This is a genomic window from Phocaeicola oris (assembly GCF_021295095.1).
Taxonomy (GTDB): Bacteria; Bacteroidota; Bacteroidia; order Bacteroidales; family Bacteroidaceae; genus Phocaeicola; species Phocaeicola oris.
Genome location: NZ_JAJLQX010000010.1, coordinates 1 through 15,935, shown reverse-complemented (window position 1 = coordinate 15,935; position 15,935 = coordinate 1). Strand labels below are relative to the sequence as shown.

Sequence of the window (15,935 nt, the reverse complement as noted above, 5' to 3'; positions counted from 1 at the left end):
TTAGACTTGCTTTTCTTTGTTGATTTCCGCTTCCTTTGCCAGTTGAAGTGCCAGGTCGGCATCCACGATAATCTTTCGCCCGATCTGCGTGATGGCTGCATCGATGATGCCGCTGCGCTTGATGCGGTTGGCGGTTGGTACGCTGCATCCGAACACCTGGGCGATGCCCTCGATGCCGTAGTAGGTGCGTTTCTGAACAATGGGCGTTGCATCGTTTGCCTTTGCCTCAATACTGCTGCCAATCAGAAAGGCCAGCTCTTCGCCCGTCATCATGGCGATAGGCTTCTGGAGCAGTTGTTTGATATCGAAAATCTTTTCCATAACTTTTTGTGAGTTTAATTGTTAAACAATTGAGGCATTTAGAGCCTCGTTTACATTCTCTGAAATCGATTTCGACGGCAAAGGTATGGCATAATAAAAAGGGCGTCGGTCGGTCTTATTTGCATGAAATAAAACCGACCGACTTTTAACAGAAGGTAAGAAAAAAGAGCCTTTTCAGTCCGTTTCTGCAAAGATGCGAATCCACTTGTTGATGATGCGTTTGGCCCGTTTGCAACTGTTGCTGTAAGGGCTCAAATAGCCAGAATCGTTCTTCAACTCACCATACCGCTTCTGAGGGATGTCATGTCCGATATGTCGCCCCATGAAATGCTCCATGGCACGATGGAAGGTCATATAGGGGATGGCATCCTTAACCTTGCCTGTCTGAACCAAGGCAAGGAGCAGATAAGCCAGGCAGATGTCATCCTCATTCTCATCAAGAAACAGGCGTATCTTTTTCTTTTGGGCGGCAATGTCACCTATAAGGATTTCGTCCAAAGTTCGGATTGACTTTTTCTTTCCTCTTTTCCCTTTTGTCTTGTGCAGCAGGAACAAGACATCCTTCCAGATTTCGGGATTGCAGTCCTCCACGGCATTCTCCCAGGATGCCTTGGTCTCTGCTCCTAATTCCATGCTTTGGTAAACGAGGGAGTGGACACAGTTACGAATCAATATCAGCCCACTCTCATCAACCTCTTCTTTCGTCAAGATACCATTGAGGAGTTGCATCATGCGAGGGAGTCCGTGGTCGAAAACCACGAAGTAATACATACAATAGGCAAGCGTATCGCCTTTCTCAATGACCTTGTCGTAAAGGTTTGCCAGAAAGCTAGGGATGAACACGGAATGAGCCAGCATAAAGATGTTGGCAAAGAAAGACAAGGCCTGATAGAGTTGCTTGCGTTCCAGTTTGCTGAATAGTATGCAGCCTTTGGAGTTTCGTGTCAGCCTATCCACCTGACTGATGAAATAGGACTTCATGTATTGCGGCAAGCGATTCCATATCTCTATGGGTGTGCCGGATTTGACCATCAACAGCCCTCTTTGCTGAGACGTATAGATGTCCACCATACCCGTCTTCAAGTTGATGCCTAACCACAGTTGGCGATTGACTATGCACTGGGCTATCTTCTCGGTGTATTTGCCAGCCCATTGTGTATCAGACATCAAAGCAGATGTCCTGGTTGGCGATTGTGCCAGCAAACCGCCGAACCAGTCGTAGAAGGACTGAGCCTCTGGCGGGACACAATCCTTCATCAGGGCATACATATTATATAATAAGGTAAGGTCACCATCTGCTACGTTGTCTATGCCACTTATGAACTGAGCGTAGACTTCCTTGTTCTGGCTTTTCCATGTGCGGATGAACAGATCCGTTTTCTCTTTTCTCAGCGAGAAATCAGAGAACAACTTTGAGAAATTCAATCTAAACATGGCATGGATATTTATTGGTTAGACTGCTTCAGGTTGCTCAGTATCTGGGCCAAATCGGATTCCGAAAGTTCAGCCAGTTCTTTTGTCAGCCTATCACGCTTGGAATCTTTTGCTTCCAAATCCAACAGATTGGAGTTATATTCCATCTGCTTTTCCAACGGATAGGCATCAAGATAGATATGCGTGATGGCATGGTCACCATTGGAATGGCCCATAGCCTCAGAGATGTAGTCAATTTCTACACCGGCATTATGTAGATTAGTGCCGAAGGAATGGCGGCACCAGGTGTTTGTGGGTTTAATGGACTTGTCCCAATGCAGAACTTCATGACAGACTTTATCCATTCTGTCGCGCACATTCTTATTCTCCTGCTGTGTCCTCTTCCTTCGATTTTCTTCATCTTCTGCACCACCCAGAATCTGCGGAAATACATATCCGCCACGGGTGGGTGGTGCGGCAATTTCATCAAGGATATGCTGCAGGGGCTGGATGATAGGGATGGTTACCTCAGCACCATCAATACTTGTATTTTCGGTTTTCTTGCGGTTGAAACGGAATGCCTTACCTTCATTTTGAAAGTAATAGTCATCGTATTTCAAGCGGGCCGCATCTACCATGTTGAAGCCATTGCAGAGATACTGAACCAAGAACAAGCCTAACGAGAAGTGAACCGATGCTTTATATGACTCAGGCCAATAATCAGGATATTCTTTGGAGATAAAAAGATTGTAGAGTTCCGTCATCTGATTGACACGAAGGTAGCATTTACGCCTCTTTGCACTAGCCAGGATGCTGACTAGTTTCTTCTCCTTCTTGTTTGAGAACGGATAGGGAACATCTTTGAGGAATCCTTGACGAACACTTTCATTCCATGCAACACGGAAAGCACGGAGATAGATACCAATTGTCGTGTCACAAATCTTCCCGATTAACTTGCCATTCTTGCCTACTACTCCATTCTTCATGCCGTCTTTCCACTTCTGGATTTCTGCGACATTAATGTCGAATCCCTTAATGGCATCATCACCCATGATGGCGCGGAAAGAATGCAAAGCACTCTCATAATTCTGGCCGGTCGTAAAACGGGCACCGTTGTCATTGGTCTTCAGGTCATGGATGACTTGCTCCCAAATACTCATGAATGAGCGATTGTCTTTCTCCTGGATGTTCGGATTACCAGTGGTTACTGCAAGGCGTACCATTTCAAAGGTGAACATGCCGCCCTTGTTGAGTTCTGCGAGTAAGTCCTTGTACTTGGGCACGATTGTCTCACGCCACATACGCTGCTCACGATAGTTGTCAGATGAACTCTTGGTGGCGTTGCAGATGTCGGAGAACTGTTTTTCCGTGTATGAGCTTCCGACGACATGATAGAAGAACTTGCGGTCGATAGTAAAACGCATAGCCAGAGGAAACTCTTTTACGTTACGTCGCTGTGTGCGACGATCGAGAACCAAGGATGCGTTGCAGTTACGCTCCTTGATGACGGGAAGTGATTTTGTCTGTTTCATTGTCAAAATAGCTTTTAGAATTAAACATGTTTAGCACTCTCTTGCAGCTATTTTGACATACAGGTATATACAAAACAACTGCGTTTGACCATTGCCGAAGCAATAATCAAATGCAGCTGTGCAATCTCGGTCTCTTCTGTCGCTGTCGGGTAACCGGGCTTATGCTAATCGGTCTCAACCCCTGAAGAGCCTCTTATGTGGAGTTGGATAGAGTATCTTCCGACTAATACTCCCTCCGCACGATGATTCATCGGAATGGTTTTTACCAGCCACGAACTGGTGAGCAGACTCACTTTCCTGCTAAAAACAAGAAGAGCATCACTTGGGGATCATGGCCCACTCAAAATGCTAAAGCACTGCAAAGATATGAAGATTCTGTGAGTCTCACAAGAATTTATAAGATATTAACACCTAAGAACGGGATAAACAATAAATTTGCATGCAATTTGTTGATAAGAAAAACAAAAATCAACGAGTTGGCCTTTCCTGGCAATCTTTTTTATACACTCTGTGTATAAGCAAAATGGGCTCGAAAAATAGTCTCGAAAAGTTTTGGCTAATCGTTCGAAAACATGTACCTTTGCGGCTAATTTTATAGGTTAGCCTATAGTTCCCGTAGGGGCAGGGCAAGCTAACTGTAGCCTTGTTGGTTGGGAACGTCCATTTGGTATGAGCCGTATGGCGAATACGTTAGAGGCGAACTCCTGAGAGACGTGAAAGCAGAAGTTAAGCGATGCGAGTAATGTCGTTAGTGTAGGGATGGAACCCAGGAATGAAAAAACAGACTTACCACCTGTCTTCTCCCATTCCCGTTTACTGGATTGGCAAGAATACTTTCTTGCGTTAGTTATCAAGTCTTCGGAAGATGCTCCGAAGCAAAGAGTAAAGTAAACCCAGACAATACGTCTGGAAGGAATGTTAAACCATTAATGCGTTTTCACGCAGAGAGGAGATTTTATGCACACCATTAAAACATCAGAACAGTAAGAGCGCGCTCGCAGTGACTTTTACGCATGTATAGTGACTCGAGTACAGTCGCTCTATTATCCTTTCCTTATCTTTTCGGCTGAAAAGGTGAGGCTTAATGGCGTATTGCCATAAGTTTAAATAATCAAAATACAATTTTAAGCAAAAAGACAATGATAACGAAAGACGAATTCGTGAACTCTCTGAACAAACTGAAAGAGCAAAGTGACATAGACCATAAAATCAATTATCACATGGAGCAGGCATTTCCAGGCAGCTATGCACCTATATATCATAATGTATTGTGGGAATTGAGCGTGCACCTCCTTGAACTATCTGTAAAGGATGATGAAAAATACGTTTCATGGTGGATATTTGAGGCAGACTTCGGCAAGAGAGATATTGTAAACTCCCTAAGAGTGAATGACAAGCCTGTTGATGTAAGCACTCCAGAAAAACTATACGATTTCCTAGTTGAACCCTTTAAATGAAAAGAACAATGAAGATTGACATAAAGAAAAAAGGAAATGAACTTTATCAAGAGGCTTTAATCTGGATGGGCTATCGGTATGCTATTGGTCTTACTGAAGGAAGCAAGGCCATTCAGGAATATAAACAGTTCAGAGATATCGAATACGACACTCCTGAATTTCATGCATTAGCCGCAGAGATTTCCAATTATCTGCGCCGAAAGAAGATAAAAGACGTTGTTGACCTTCGGAACCGTCTTGTAGAAAATGACTTACAATGGTACTCTGCCCATTATGCCTTGGGAAGACATAGCTATGCTTCGGTGCACTGTCACGACATCGCACAATATGGGCGAGAGGTGCTGGATAACAACAGAAAAGAGTTTATGGCCTTTGACATTCGTAGGGAAATATCAGAGCACCTGAAATGGAGCCTGAATTTTCATCAGCCGATTGGTTCAGAGGACCGACTTAACCCGATAGAAATGCTCATGAACTTTCTAAAAGAACATTCCGTTACGAGTGCTAATGAAATAGCCCGTTATAAATGGATTGAGGTTTCTGAGGAACAGGATGGAACTATTTCATTCCACACAAAGTTCGCCGAGGATGAAACTGGGGGCACAAGCTACTTGTCTTTCTCTTCTACCATAGACGATCTTTTGGGATGGAATGATTTGGCCTCTTACTTCGATCCTAAATGCCATAAGCATTGCAAGGTGAGATATAATAACGAGGAGAAAATAATAGAGTATTTTGACTCCTGGCATCGATGCTCATATCAAGAAGGAGTATTCCCATATCAAAAAGTAAGAATCGCTATTGAGACTTATGAAAAGAATCCTTCTCGATATTGCTATATTTGTGAAGAGTATGTTGTAGAAGATGATATTTGAATAAACAAACAAGAAACAATATGGATTACAAAATAATACAACCCATCATAAGCAGAGTTCTCCAAAGTGGTCACGACGGAGAATTCTATGTGGATGAGAAGTCGTTTGCCTTGGTAAAGGAAATACAGAAGGTACTCTCCATCTTTGAGCCTATCGAAGATGACGAGGCTCGCATGATTTGGCTGGAAATACCTCGTGGTACTGCTGAAGAATGGAAAGATTTCGAAGATATGCACGATCAATATGTAGAATACGACATTGTAAGTTACAGAAAAGCATTGGTTGAGGAGTATCCATACGAGAAACAATGGTTCTTCCTCGTTACTTCAACCTATCGTGAGAACACTTTCCTGAAAATATCTGACAGGGTTCATGAGTATGTGATATTCACCAACAGGAATCTTGATGGCAAAGAATATGCTCACGATATGAGTTGGTTCTTGGAGCCACTTCTCCATCTCGTCAAACAACGAGTAGCAGAAATAACAAAGAATCCAGAGGCATACAATCAGCATATTGATGAAGATCTACCTTATCGGCAACGCTTTGGAACAATAAAGAGTCGGTTTCTCAACAAGATAATTCCAGAGGGAAAGCTGGTGGTGAAAGACCAAGAATATTGCATCCGAGTTATGAAGGAACTGATTCGAAGAGAAAAGGTGTACGCATCGGTCAAGAAAGGAGAAGAAATCGATTGGAAAAAGGAGGGAGTGCCTGCTCCTTTCGACACAATGTCTATCCGTCGTTTCTGTAAGTACTATCGCATTGCAGATACAATCTTCTGGAAAGATTCCCACTATGAGCGTGCAAAAGAAGCCGTCAATATCGAAGACGATGTAGAATACTATCAGGATCATGGCCTACATAATGCGCTGAAGGAATATAGCCTGGAAAGTGAAGAAGACTTTAAAAGCTTTGCATGTGACCATTATGGCGAACTTGGCCTGTCAAGGACTAACGTTCGGGCCTCCCAATACTATGCTGGCGGCAAGTGGATTGTCACTCTGGGAGTGAGCTATTCGTCTTATGTGGACAAAGCTCTGGAGATTGCGATGGCTCTTTATGAATCGGGAGCTCCGTTCGTGTTCCATGATGCGGAGAACGTCCTTCACATTCTCGAAGAAACCGGAATGGTTCGTATCTCGGCATTCACTTTCCACGACTATCTGAAGGGTGATGACGATGAAGGTGTCATCAGTGTGCCTTATATAGAAGACTGCGATAAGGAGGGAGAGCTGACTCGCCAGCAGTATGATGATATCGTACGCTATGCAAAATGGGAACCAAACGACAAAGTAGCACTAGATAAGCGCATTCCGCTGCACGACCCAGTCTATCATCTGATACGTGATGAGGCAAACGAGCCTATTACGCTTAGCGAAATCCGGAAGCAGATAGAGAAGAAATATGATTGCTATCTTGGGGTTGCACAAAAGAGTGGATATTCAGGCTATTATCATGTAGGAGCCTTGAGGAACAGACAAATGTCAGCTGGGATTGAGGACATCCATTATCCCACTTTCAACGAGGCGATGAAGGCACTTATACTAAGCATAAAAGTTATAGAACAAGATACAAACGAAAATAGTACAGAGTAATATGGGAGTAGATATAAGTTTTCACATAGAGGTGCGTCACAGAAACGAGTGGCGGCCTCTTATATGGCAAATGCCAATGGAATTGAAGTCATACAAAGACGAAAAAGACGAAGGCAAGGAGTGGTTCGCCAACAACTGTTGCTACTGGTGTCGGTATTACCATTTCCGTGACTTTCTGGATGATTATGGGAATGTGGGGTTGCCTAACGATGTGAGTCCCCAAATGAAGACAGAACTATCTGACTATGAGATGGGACAGGGCTATTTTATGTTGTCAGATCTTAGTAATTTCTGTGAGCAGCAAGAGAAGGACTTGCTTGTAAGAATTCTTCAATCACGTGACTATCAGATCACCAAACAACTGAACCGAATAGAGAGGTTTTTGAAGCAAGAGCCTACAACAAAGGATGAATCTGATGGGATTGGTTATGAAGGAATGAGCATCAAGGAAATCTATGAGGACTTCCAGGATGAGTATTGGTATTACCAAAGCCTTCATCTCTCCGTGAGAGGATTCCTGAAAGGAGCCAAGGCTTCTGTGAACGACAAGGATGTCAGGGTTTTATATGGAGTATGGTAAACATTCTAAGAACAAGAGCAATGAGAATACAATACATGAGTGACCTGCATATGGAGTTCGCAGCGAACAGCAGGTACATCAAACATAATGAGTTTCCAGTTACAGGCGATGTCCTTGTGTTGGCAGGTGATACGTTCTACCTGAACAATACGGTTGCTCCACTTAGTAAATTCTGGAAGTGGGCATCAGCCAACTACCGTCAGGTGCTGTTAGTTCCAGGTAACCATGAGTATTACCAGTTTTGCGATGTAATGGAGCGGGGCTTGCAATGGAAATGGATGCTCAAAGACAATGTAGGCATCTATCAGAATCAGGTGATTCGGATTGACGACACCGACTTCATCCTGAGTACGTTGTGGTCGAACATTCCTGCACAGGATAAGTATTTCGTGTGGAAGGGGCTGAATGACTTTCGTCAGACCAAATACAAAGGGAAGCTCATTCAAGTGAACGAGTATAACCAACTGCACCAGTTCTGTTTGGACTTCGTCAGGAAAAGCGTGGCGGAGAGTACGGCAGAGAAAATAGTTGTGGTTACCCACCACTTGCCTACACGGCAGGTGGTGGCACCACAACATTTGGACTCGCTCATCAACAGTGCCTTCGCTACGGAACTGGGTGACTTCATTACCAACAGCCGTATCGATGTATGGATATATGGCCACTCCCATACCAATATAGATGCTACCATTGGCAAGACTAGAATAGTCAGCAACCAATTGGGGTATGTCTTCAATGATGAGCATCTTTCGAACGGATTTGATGCAGGAAAGTATGTTGAACTATAAAAAGTTAAGAACATGAAACAAAAAGATAACAAACCGATATTGTTGATTATACCAGACATACATGGGCGTTTGTTCTGGATATCAGCCACAAGGAAGTATCCTGACTTGCCAGTGATTTTTCTTGGAGACTATCTGGACCCATATACATATTATGAGGACATCCTTCCAAGTGAGGCTCTCGTGAATTTCAAGGAAATCCTTGATTTTAAGAAATCCAATATGGACAAGGTAACACTTCTATTGGGTAATCACGACATCCATTACTTCGACAAAGACATGAACAGCAGTCGCAAAGACAAAGAACGTTATGAAGAGATTCATCAAATCTTTATTGAGAATTTATCATTGTTCAAACTGGCGATGACGGTAAGGACAGAAGCGAAAGATTTCCTCTTCACTCATGCTGGTGTAGATATCGGTTGGCTAAGGCATAGGATGCCAGAAGTCAACCCGAATGATGTGAATAGCATCTGCTCATCTCTCAATGACAAATTGATAACAGAAGAGAGTCTTTACGATTTTGTTTTCAATGGTCTGATGGATGTTTCCGCTTCACGTTGGGGCTATGCACGATACCCCTCACCCGTATGGACAGATGAAACGGACCACCAGTACATGAGAGAGCGATTGCCCAATGTCTATCAAGTCTTTGGGCATACCCAACAAGAATCGGACCCAATCATCACAGAACAATATGCTTGCTTGGATTGTCGCAGGGCATTCCTTCTAACAAGCATGGGCAATATTATAGAAGCATAAATCTATAGGTCTGTTCTTACAAGAGAAATACACAAGGAATAACATTACTCGCGCAAATATTTTTGCGTGAGTTTTGAATTCTTGAAGCCGCACTTTAGGTTTCAATATAAGAGGCTAAAGCATAAAAAACACTTTATAAAGAAAAAAGTTTCATAATAATAGCTTATTATTAAACTATTATTTGTATCTTTGTGGCGTAAAAGTTTATTATTGAACTATTATGGATGATATTTATATGCTTGCAGATGCCCTAATCCTTAATAGGATAGGTAATCACTTGAAGACTGTCAGACTGAAACAGAATATCACCCAGCAGAGTCTTGCAGATGCTGCTGGAGTGTCTCTTTCTTCACTGAAGAAAATTGAGAAGGGGAAAATAGGCTCGTTTGATTCGTTGCTGAGAGTATTGCGGACATTAGGGAAACTTGATGTGCTTCAGCCTTTGGTGGATGAAGAACAGCTGAGCCCGAGTGAATACTACGAACTTGTCCAATCTAATGCAGCCAAGCACAAACGCCAACGTGCAGTTGGACGACTTAATAATACAAATAAGGAGGAATCAGAATGGTAGATGTTGCGAAAGTCAGTATGTTCGGCATACCCGTCGGCATCTTTAATTGGGATGACAGGTATGGAGTTGCCAGATTTGAATATGACCAAAGTTTTATTGGCCTTGGTTTGGAACCATCACCGTTGATGATGCCAGTTCGGGAAGGACTGGTCTATTCCTTTGCCAATTTGGGAAGGGACACCTTTCAGGGCTTGCCTGGCATGTTGGCGGATTCTCTGCCCGACACTTACGGACGTGCACTGTTCGACAGATGGTTGTCTCTGACAGGCCGCACAAGTGGCAACCCTATTGAATCGCTCTGTTTCTTAGGAAAACGATGCATGGGGGCGTTGGAGTTTGAGCCGGCTATTGAAGTTTCCTATAACCAAGAAGCCAAGTTTGAGATTGATAAATTGGTTGAGGTAGCCAAAGAAGCGCTTTCGGAAAAATCTTCTTTTGCAACAAATTTGGAAGACGACAAGAAAGCTGCCATTGCTGAAATACTGCGCCTTGGCACCTCTGCCGGTGGCCAACGGGCTAAAGCCATCATTGCTTATAATAAAGAAACAGGTGAAGTACGTTCTGGCCAAGTGGAAGCTCCCGCTGGATTCGACTACTACCTCATCAAACTCGATGGAGTATCTGCCAAGGCTGGATTCAGAGAGACGGAGAACTATGGACGACTGGAATATTCTTTCTACAAGTTAGCCAAGACCTGTGGCATAGAGATGTCAGAATGCTCACTCATTGAGGAAAACGGACGTGCCCATTTCCTTACAAAGCGGTTCGATCGAAAAGAAGGGAAGAAGGTACACATGCAGACACTTTGCGGAATTGCACATTTTGACTATCGACTCCATCGAGCCTATTCATACGAACAAGCCTTCAACGTGATGCGGACATTACGATTGTCTTACCTGGAAGCAAGACAAATGTTCCGTCGAATGGTGTTCAACGTAGTTATTCGCAATCAAGATGATCATACCAAGAATATCTCTTTCTTGATGGGAGAAGACGGGAAGTGGCATCTCTCGCCTGCTTATGATATGGGCTATGCCTACAATCCCAACGGCGGTTGGACCGCCACACATCAGATGTCAATCAATGAGAAGTTCGACAATATTACCCGAGATGACTTGCTGACATTTGCTTCCAAGAACAACATCAAAGATGCAGCATCTGTTATCGATGATGTTTGTGAAGCTGCTTCGCATTGGGAGGGTATAGCGAAAGATTGCGGTGTTCCATCGTCTATGATAGATGCTATTATTCCCAATATGATTGGCTGATAAAAGATTTGTTATTTGATAGGCCACAATATAGAATTGTTGCGTAAACAAGAAAAGAATAGTCGGAAGCCTTCTGAAGACCTTACCATGTATAGTCAGAAGGCCTTGCCGTATTTTGCTGAAAAAAACAAAAACGTTATCGGAATAGAAATAACGGATTCTCTATTGAATTGATAAACAGAATGTTCAAAAGGCATTTCTGCGTAAACATTGCGTAAACAAACTATTTCAGTCAGGGGTATTTTGTGAGTTTCAATGAAAATTGCAAAATCGCAATCTGTTGATTATCAGCACTTTTACAAATCGTAGGCTATCACAAAATATCATTTTTTAGGACTCATAATCTGGAGGTCCCAGGTTCAAACCCTGGCTGGTCCACATTGAAAATCAAGGAGTTGCAGCAATACAGCTCCTTTTTATTTGTCCGCTGGTGACCTTCAACCCAAATTGGTCATTAGGATTTCTCGGTGTCGTATGGCCGTAAGAATTCCTTTATCTTTTCCCATATAGATAGAAATGATTTCCTCGTTTTTAGCGACCTGGCCAGATAAAGGATATGCTTATCTTTCGTCTTGCCCAGATACGCAGGTGTTGATATGAGTTCATAGCGTATGATCTTAAGGAACTGCTTCTTGTCGGAATTAATCATAGCATGCCTAAAAAGCGAAAGGAAATTGTATGCCATAATGATGAAATTCCCGCAAGCCTCCGTACCCCAGAAGTTGTCCATAACAAAATCGTCTATGGAGAAGTCGCACTTTACCCCTGGCTTCCAGATAGTCAAGTATGTCCTTTGCAAAGAAACCGCTGTCCATACGGACTAATCCCACCCGCTTGTTTTGAAGCCTTGAGAACGTGTCGTCAAGGAAGGCAAGGTAGTTGGTGCTTGCGGAGGTGTTGCCCGGTCGCAGCCAATAGTTTTCACATCCGAAACGAAGGCAAGAAGAGGATGGCGCGACAGACGGCCCGGTCGCTTGGGGTTGTATCCTTTGGCAGCCCCTCCTGAAAGCCCTCTCGGACTATGATCGTAGAATCAAAGTCCAGGGTGTAATTGTCAAACAACAGTTCCGAGAAGAACCAACTGAACAGTTCACCAAACACACGTTGGTTGACGCCCTGTGAGAATTTGCAGAAATAACGCTGATAAGCACGATGATCTGCTCCACGCTCCCAGCCCAACAGTTTGCAGAGTGCCTGATCATAACGTACCACGTCAAGGTGGCCAAAGCAGTTCGTGCCACACCATACACCGGCGAACAACCCCAAAATGAGTTGTGCAGGTTTGTAACCTCTGTTGGAATCTTGAACAGGGATGCCACTTTGCGCAAGATGCTCTTCAAAACGGCATTTCACAAGCATCTTGAAGAACAAGGAAAGTCCACCGAAGGGAGTGATTTCCTTATTCACGAACTTTATATCATAGTCTCGTATCATAATATATGGCATTTTGTCGTGGTAAAGTTAGCAAGTAACTATGAATCAAAGATATATGAAATCATTTTTCTAATGGCGGTCATTAGAAAAAGATGATAACAATGCTCTAATGACCGATTTGGGTTAAAATTCAATTGTTGAGTCCATATATCCTTATAATTTTATTAGTATCTAGCAAATATATTCAATTGGTTGATTATCATTATTATATTTTAGATAACCTTTTTACTGAACATAACTGTATAGATGATATATATAAGTTATTCGTAACTTAAAAAGTTTTACCGGACAGGATTATTACAGTTTACATTTTACTATGACCAATACAGGGTTATCATCAAGTTTCATATTGTATTGTTTTTTAAATTCCTCCGGACAGTCTGCTAGTTCTGCAAGACCAATTAATAAACCGGGGTAAACACAACTAAATGGTTGGAAATCGGGACCTCCCAAATCATTCGTTATGTTGAAATCTTGAAGACAGAAAAAATCATTCGTATCTTTATTCCAGACAAAACAAGTCATCTTATCTTTTATACAGAAACATCTTCCTTTTGCTATCAAATAATGTGGTGTATCATATATCCTACTTAAGCGTATTGCATGCCCTTGTTTTAGCACTTCATCAAAAGATAACGAAGAATTAATTTTATGTACTCCTAAATTAATATGCCCATATGCATGTATATTTCCTTCCTGATCAAAATAATACAAAGAATCGTTAAATGCTTCTTTATAAGCATGTGGGTGTTCTGTAGAGAAATCATGTAACACATAATGATTATATGATTTTCCTTTGCTTGATTCTCTAACTTTAAAAGTTTTACGACATGAAATGGAATCTCCCACTGCATTGACAATAAGCCATGAATAAGCATTATTTGTGTTATTAAATTGATCGTCTGTAATATAGCAGCCAATTTTATCTTCACTTATATACATTAATTTATAAGCTTGTTTTGGCAAATTAACATATCCTAAATAAGTTCCGTCTTTTTTAAAACGATGTAGCTTGTTCCCAAAATCGGCAACATAAACTAATTTCCCATCCGTTGTGTAATCCAGGAATTGTCCTATTTCAGTTGCTCCCTGTCCAATCTTTCCTATTTTATTTTGAAATTTACCTTCTGAGGAAAATACGTGAATACAGCCTTGCTGAGCATCGTAAATATAAAACGAATTTTGTATATATTTGCAAGAACCTTGAACTCCAATATCACCTAAAAGCAAATCTTTATTCGTTTCTAAGGGGATGTACCTCACAGAATCAGCCAAATCACTTAATTTTAATTCTTTATATGTATCTACTAATGAATTTGGTGTCATAAGTTTAACGAAAGTTTTTTTTGATTTCTCATTACTACTCTTTGTTTGTTTACTTTCACAAGAGACAAGTAATATCATTATTAAAATAAATAAAACTTTATGCATAATACTGTTCTTTAGTTTATATTAAAGCAAAAGTCTCTATATTCAAAGGGATTTGATTCAAAATTAACGTGAGTTCGATGAATTATAAGTACTTGTAATTTTGGTGATTAGCGAAAATTGTTATATTTTTATAGTGCAGAAATACAAATAAATACTAACAAAAATCGCTATGATCACCGAGAACAAAGTTACTGAAATCTTTTGTATGGCAGACGATTTCTGTAAGTTTTTTGACGCTATGATGGCAAAATATACCATAAAACCGGTTCACAAGAGGAAATATCATCGCTCTTCCACGATGTCAAAGGCAGAAATTATGCTGATAATGATTCTCTTTCATGATTCCGGCTATCGCTGTCTGAAGCATTTCTATCTTGAGAAGGTATGCCTTCATCTTCGCCACCTGTTTCCTGAGGTTGTCTCGTACAACCGTTTCGTAGAACTTCAAAGAGAGGTAGGTGCCCATACCTCTTGCCTTATTCATCAAAAGAATTTTTCGTTTCACAGATGTGATACACTTGTTTCACCTATGTGAAACAAGTAGATTATACGTATGAGTTGAGTGATTCATACGGTTCTTTTTTACTAATCTCTTTATGACAATTTTAAAGAACCTGATAAAAAGAGAAAAACATCGTTTTAAACATACTATAAGGTCGTATCCATCTTTGTAGATTTCTACATAGGCATCCTGTTATTTCATCGAATTCACGTTAAATTAGCAAGGGTATAAAAAAGGGGGCTGAGCGTATCACCGCGACCAGCCCCCTGATATTTAAAGATTATAAAGATTTTATTGTATAAGTTTTTTCAGTTTATCCTATCCTTTTTATCTGCAGTCCGCCCAGCTGACCGAGCTGTATTTCAAACTCCGCCTTGGTGAGTTTGCGTTGACGCGATAAAACCGGACGTACTCAATCTTTTTAGCCATAGTTTTTAATGTTTAAAGGGTTAGTACTATTGATAAAACGCAATGTCAGGCGACATATTGCCCGATTGACTCGTTTGAGGGCTTTGTCAGCCTGACAAAGCGTGCTTTTTACTCGTCTGGAGACTTTGTCAGCCTGACAATGCCTACTTTTTACTCGTTTGGACGGTTTGTCGGCTGACAAGGCCTGTTTTTTATATTATTGGGCTGTCCAAGCCTTGTAAACGCAGCTGCGGTAGATAATGGTATTAATTTCTATCAAAGTGGGTTCAATACGTAAAGCTACCGCGCCCTCATTAACAGACGTCATAGTATTATTGGCCGTACTGCACAAATACCAACTTCCATTATTAATAATCAGCTCACCGGACTTCCAATCGGGTTCTACCTCGCCGGCTGCCGGCAGAAAGAAATAATCATCGGCATTGGCCACACGCTTTACACATTTATATAATAAGAAGTCCAAAAACTGCTATTAAACAGATTGACAGCCTTCGTCATGTAAGGGAATTTCACATTCTGTCCATCCATCACGTAGAACACATCGTAATCCTGTGCCCAGTCCGCGCTATGTGACAAAGGTATATAAATATCCACCTTTCGAGGAAAGTCAAAGTATTTAACGTGAGTTCGATGAATTATAACTGTCTATAAAATTGGTGATTAGCGAAAATTGTTATATTTTTATAGTGCTGAAATACAAAAAATACTAACAACAATCGCTATGATCACCGAAAGCAAAGTTATAGAAATATTTTGTATGGCAGATGATTTCTGCAAGTTTTTTGATACAATGATGGCAAAATATACTCTTCCACCTACCACAAAGCGTAAGTATCACCGTGATTCCACCATGTCCAAGGCAGAAATCATGCTAATCTTGATACTTTTTCATGATTCAGGCTACCGTTGTCTGAAGCATTTCTATCAAGAAAAGGTCTGCAAGTATATGCGCCACTTCTTTCCAAAGGTTGTCTCTT

Annotated in this window: 14 protein-coding genes and 3 pseudogenes; 10 read left to right on the top strand and 7 right to left on the bottom strand. The window is 41.6% G+C overall.

Translation table 11 applies throughout. The features are described 5' to 3' along the window. The 3 genes from LO761_RS06520 to LO761_RS06510 form a co-directional block, all read right to left on the bottom strand. Positions 1-321, bottom strand: coding sequence for a DUF3853 family protein (locus tag LO761_RS06520; protein WP_272817479.1), 321 nt, complete (start codon positions 319-321; stop codon positions 1-3). Between the two features lie 174 nt (positions 322-495). Next, on the bottom strand, positions 496-1,755 hold the full coding sequence (locus LO761_RS06515; protein WP_272817478.1) for a DUF6043 family protein: 1,260 nt from the start codon (positions 1,753-1,755) through the stop codon (positions 496-498). Positions 1,756-1,766: 11 nt separating this feature from the next. Beyond that, complete coding sequence (locus LO761_RS06510; protein WP_272817477.1) at positions 1,767-3,266, bottom strand: tyrosine-type recombinase/integrase; 1,500 nt, start codon at positions 3,264-3,266, stop codon at positions 1,767-1,769. 1,139 nt (positions 3,267-4,405) lie between these two features. On the opposite strand from LO761_RS06510, the gene LO761_RS06505 reads away from it, so the two are divergent. The 8 genes from LO761_RS06505 (at position 4,406) to LO761_RS06470 (ending at position 11,162) form a co-directional block, all read left to right on the top strand. Further along, complete coding sequence (locus tag LO761_RS06505; RefSeq protein WP_272817476.1) at positions 4,406-4,723, top strand: hypothetical protein; 318 nt, start codon at positions 4,406-4,408, stop codon at positions 4,721-4,723. 8 nt (positions 4,724-4,731) lie between these two features. Beyond that, the gene (locus LO761_RS06500; RefSeq protein ID WP_272817475.1) at positions 4,732-5,598 is read left to right on the top strand and encodes a hypothetical protein; all 867 of its coding nucleotides are present in this window, start codon (positions 4,732-4,734) and stop codon (positions 5,596-5,598) included. 20 nt (positions 5,599-5,618) lie between these two features. Continuing rightward, on the top strand, positions 5,619-7,196 hold the full coding sequence (locus LO761_RS06495; RefSeq protein ID WP_272817474.1) for a hypothetical protein: 1,578 nt from the start codon (positions 5,619-5,621) through the stop codon (positions 7,194-7,196). A gap of 76 nt (positions 7,197-7,272) precedes the next feature. After that, positions 7,273-7,776: a hypothetical protein gene (locus LO761_RS06490; RefSeq protein WP_272817473.1), complete on the top strand. Its 504-nt coding sequence runs from the start codon at positions 7,273-7,275 to the stop codon at positions 7,774-7,776. Between the two features lie 20 nt (positions 7,777-7,796). After that, positions 7,797-8,564: a metallophosphoesterase gene (locus LO761_RS06485; protein ID WP_272817472.1), complete on the top strand. Its 768-nt coding sequence runs from the start codon at positions 7,797-7,799 to the stop codon at positions 8,562-8,564. Positions 8,565-8,576: 12 nt separating this feature from the next. Beyond that, entirely contained in the window at positions 8,577-9,323 is a 747-nt protein-coding gene (locus LO761_RS06480; RefSeq protein WP_272817471.1) for a metallophosphoesterase, read from the top strand. A gap of 220 nt (positions 9,324-9,543) precedes the next feature. Continuing rightward, positions 9,544-9,894, top strand: a complete 351-nt coding sequence (locus LO761_RS06475; protein ID WP_272817470.1) for a helix-turn-helix domain-containing protein — start codon at positions 9,544-9,546, stop codon at positions 9,892-9,894. Next, on the top strand, positions 9,888-11,162 hold the full coding sequence (locus LO761_RS06470; RefSeq protein WP_272817469.1) for a type II toxin-antitoxin system HipA family toxin: 1,275 nt from the start codon (positions 9,888-9,890) through the stop codon (positions 11,160-11,162). The genes LO761_RS06475 and LO761_RS06470 overlap by 7 nt, the downstream gene beginning before the upstream one ends. Before the next feature lie 454 nt (positions 11,163-11,616). Here LO761_RS06470 and LO761_RS12600 read toward each other — a convergent pair. Together LO761_RS12600 and LO761_RS06455 are read right to left on the bottom strand one after the other, a co-directional pair. Beyond that, positions 11,617-12,593: pseudogene (locus LO761_RS12600) on the bottom strand (transposase). Between the two features lie 300 nt (positions 12,594-12,893). Continuing rightward, positions 12,894-14,027 carry a 6-bladed beta-propeller gene (locus LO761_RS06455; protein ID WP_272817466.1) on the bottom strand — a complete coding sequence of 378 codons (1,134 nt, stop codon included), beginning with the start codon at positions 14,025-14,027 and terminating at the stop codon, positions 12,894-12,896. Positions 14,028-14,196: 169 nt separating this feature from the next. Between LO761_RS06455 and LO761_RS12545 the strand changes: the two are divergent. Then, a pseudogene (locus tag LO761_RS12545) lies at positions 14,197-14,519 on the top strand (IS982 family transposase); the annotation flags it as partial. A 635-nt stretch (positions 14,520-15,154) separates the two neighbouring features. Here the strand turns inward: LO761_RS12545 and LO761_RS06445 are convergent. Both LO761_RS06445 and LO761_RS06440 read right to left on the bottom strand, forming a co-directional pair. After that, a complete protein-coding gene (locus LO761_RS06445; RefSeq protein WP_272817464.1) occupies positions 15,155-15,421 on the bottom strand; it encodes a hypothetical protein in 267 nt (88 codons plus the stop codon). Then, positions 15,394-15,552, bottom strand: coding sequence for a hypothetical protein (locus LO761_RS06440; protein ID WP_272817463.1), 159 nt, complete (start codon positions 15,550-15,552; stop codon positions 15,394-15,396). Before LO761_RS06440 ends, LO761_RS06445 begins: the two co-directional genes overlap by 28 nt. A gap of 127 nt (positions 15,553-15,679) precedes the next feature. Here LO761_RS06440 and LO761_RS06435 point away from each other — a divergent pair. Next, a pseudogene (locus LO761_RS06435) lies at positions 15,680-15,935 on the top strand (IS982 family transposase); the annotation flags it as partial.

Bases quoted from the DNA above. Each gene is read 5' to 3' on its own strand.
- LO761_RS06475 (WP_272817470.1), top strand. From the start codon at position 9,544: ATGGATGATATTTATATGCTTGCAGATGCCCTAATCCTTAATAGGATA.
- LO761_RS06485 (WP_272817472.1), top strand. From the start codon at position 7,797: ATGAGAATACAATACATGAGTGACCTGCATATGGAGTTCGCAGCGAAC.
- LO761_RS06505 (WP_272817476.1), top strand. From the start codon at position 4,406: ATGATAACGAAAGACGAATTCGTGAACTCTCTGAACAAACTGAAAGAG.
- LO761_RS06520 (WP_272817479.1), bottom strand. From the start codon at position 321: ATGGAAAAGATTTTCGATATCAAACAACTGCTCCAGAAGCCTATCGCC.
- LO761_RS06490 (WP_272817473.1), top strand. From the start codon at position 7,273: ATGGAATTGAAGTCATACAAAGACGAAAAAGACGAAGGCAAGGAGTGG.
- LO761_RS06495 (WP_272817474.1), top strand. From the start codon at position 5,619: ATGGATTACAAAATAATACAACCCATCATAAGCAGAGTTCTCCAAAGT.
- LO761_RS06510 (WP_272817477.1), bottom strand. From the start codon at position 3,266: ATGAAACAGACAAAATCACTTCCCGTCATCAAGGAGCGTAACTGCAAC.
- LO761_RS06470 (WP_272817469.1), top strand. From the start codon at position 9,888: ATGGTAGATGTTGCGAAAGTCAGTATGTTCGGCATACCCGTCGGCATC.
- LO761_RS06515 (WP_272817478.1), bottom strand. From the start codon at position 1,755: ATGTTTAGATTGAATTTCTCAAAGTTGTTCTCTGATTTCTCGCTGAGA.
- LO761_RS06500 (WP_272817475.1), top strand. From the start codon at position 4,732: ATGAAGATTGACATAAAGAAAAAAGGAAATGAACTTTATCAAGAGGCT.
- LO761_RS06480 (WP_272817471.1), top strand. From the start codon at position 8,577: ATGAAACAAAAAGATAACAAACCGATATTGTTGATTATACCAGACATA.
- LO761_RS06455 (WP_272817466.1), bottom strand. From the start codon at position 14,027: ATGCATAAAGTTTTATTTATTTTAATAATGATATTACTTGTCTCTTGT.